This is a genomic window from Microcystis sp. LE19-41.2A, assembly GCF_027530405.1.
Lineage (GTDB): Bacteria > Cyanobacteriota > Cyanobacteriia > Cyanobacteriales > Microcystaceae > Microcystis > Microcystis aeruginosa.
This window is the reverse complement of sequence record NZ_JAPZQJ010000673.1, coordinates 1-1998: the sequence shown is the minus strand read 5'-3', so window position 1 is coordinate 1998 and position 1998 is coordinate 1. Positions and strand designations below refer to the sequence as shown.

The window sequence follows — 1998 nt, the reverse complement described above, 5'->3', positions numbered from 1 at the left end:
AAGCGATCGTTCAAGCCTTTAGTCAGATTACATTGCGAGACATCCATCACTGGTTTACCCATTGTTGCTATTGCGATACCCCTTTTAAAGAGCCTACCTAGTCATCCATGCTGTACCTCATTCAACTGAAACCCGCTATAGAAACAATAATAGGAGGGACTTTCAGTTAATTATTTATTAGTAGTTGATAATCTTCAAAAATGTTGCTGTACAAGGATCAACTTAAGACTTTTGCAAGAGGTCTAATGAGTGACAAAAACAAAGTGTAACCGCACGCTAAAAACACTATGAGAGCCTTTTCTGGGTTTCATATTGACAACCTATTAGAGCATCAATTTTGTTTTGAGGGATAAAAAAAGAGGGATCTTCGGTTTGTGTTATGCAATGGACGGGGGTTATAAGGGATGGAACCCTTATATAGAAAGTCATTTAGCGATTTTTGTCAATTGTTTTTTATCTAGAGCGAACTAATCAATTAAGTCTTTTACCAGATAAGGATTTAGTCGCTCTATGCCCCCCTATCAAACCATAACAAGTAACGAAGAGCCAAAAAAGAGCTAATCTGGAAGAAGTTATCCAACTTCAGACAAAAAAATGCCGAAGAAAAAATATATTGTAGAGCTAACAGACTCCGAAAGAACTGAACTCGAGCAGCTAACCAAGAAAGGAAAAATAGCAGCTTACAAAATGAACCATGCCAGAATACTACTTTTAGCAGATGTCAATCAACAGGAAGGTGGTTGGACTGACTCGAAAATTAGTGAAGCCTTAAATGTTGCTCAAGCCACCATTGAGAGAGTACGACAAAGATTTGTCGAGTCAGGAATTGAATCATCATTAACTCGAAAAAAGCCAGAACATCGCCGTGCCAAAATTATCGATGGGGAAAAGGAAGCAGCTCTGATTGCCATCGCTTGTAGTGAAACACCAACGGGACGAGCAAAATGGACACTTCAAATGCTGGCAGATAAAATGGTCGAACTTGAATATGTGGAAAAAATATCACGAGAAACCATCAGAAAAACCTTAAAAAAAATGAATTGAAACCATGGCTGAATCAATCATGGGTCATTCCCCCAAAAGAATCAGCGGAGTTTGTCTGTGCCATGGAAGATGTCTTGGATATTTATCATAGTGAGTATGACCAGCAAAATCCCTGGCTGTGTTTTGATGAGAGTTGTCAACAATTAGTCAAAGAAACAAAAGAGAAAATACCAGCCGAACCGAGAGAACCAGAAAGGTATGACTATCAATATGAGCGTAATGGTGTAGCCAATATGTTTATGTTTTTTGAACCATTACAAGGTGGGCGACATGTAGAAGTTACACAACAAAGGACGGCGAGCGATTATGCACACCAAATGAAATATTTGGTTGATGAGCGTTATCCGGATGCCCAGAAAATTAGAGTAATTCAAGACAACTTAAATACTCATGTAAAAGCCTCATTATATAAAGCCTTTGAACCGGAAGAGGCCAAGAGAATTTTAGATAAACTCGAATTTCATTACACTCCCAAACATGGCAGCTGGTTAAATATGGCAGAAATTGAGTTGAGCGTTTTGAATCGTCAATGTCTCGATCGTCGTATCCCAGACATGGATAGTTTAAAACAAGAAATTAAGGTCTGGGAAGAAAATCGAAATGAAAAGTCAAATTCAGTTGACTGGAGATTTACTACTGCTGATGCTCGTATTAAATTAAAAAAACTCTATCCCTCAATTCAAACTTGACAGACTACTATATCTGTAGGCTATACTAAAAGTATAACTTTCCTAGGTCGATCAGTTATGGCTATCAAGAGAATTACTTTTCGTCTTGATCCAAACCAAACACAAAATAACAAGCTTCATTACGGTCAAAAGCTACACTGCTCTCTTTATAATGCTTGTGTTTATCATCGCAAAACCGAGTCGAAAAAGTTTGGTAAAAACCTTAACTATTTTGACCAACAAAATTGCTTACCAGAGTTGAAGAAATGTTGGCCAGAATATAAAG

At 37.7% G+C, this 1998-nt stretch carries 1 protein-coding gene and 2 pseudogenes; 2 read left to right on the top strand and 1 reads right to left on the bottom strand.

All coding sequences use genetic code 11. The features are described from left to right. Window positions 1-245: 245 nt before the first annotated feature. Window positions 246-311, bottom strand: a pseudogene (locus O9290_RS27645) (IS200/IS605 family transposase); the annotation flags it as partial. A 283-nt stretch (window positions 312-594) separates the two neighbouring features. Between O9290_RS27645 and O9290_RS27640 the strand changes: the two are divergent. Both O9290_RS27640 and O9290_RS27635 read left to right on the top strand, forming a co-directional pair. Then, window positions 595-1733 (top strand): IS630-like element ISMae29 family transposase gene (locus O9290_RS27640; RefSeq protein WP_155120450.1). Its coding sequence is split into 2 segments (ribosomal slippage): window positions 595-1027 and window positions 1027-1733, totalling 1140 coding nucleotides; the frame shifts between segments, so codons are not numbered across the junction. A gap of 57 nt (window positions 1734-1790) precedes the next feature. Then, a pseudogene (locus tag O9290_RS27635) lies at window positions 1791-1998 on the top strand (RNA-guided endonuclease InsQ/TnpB family protein); the annotation flags it as partial.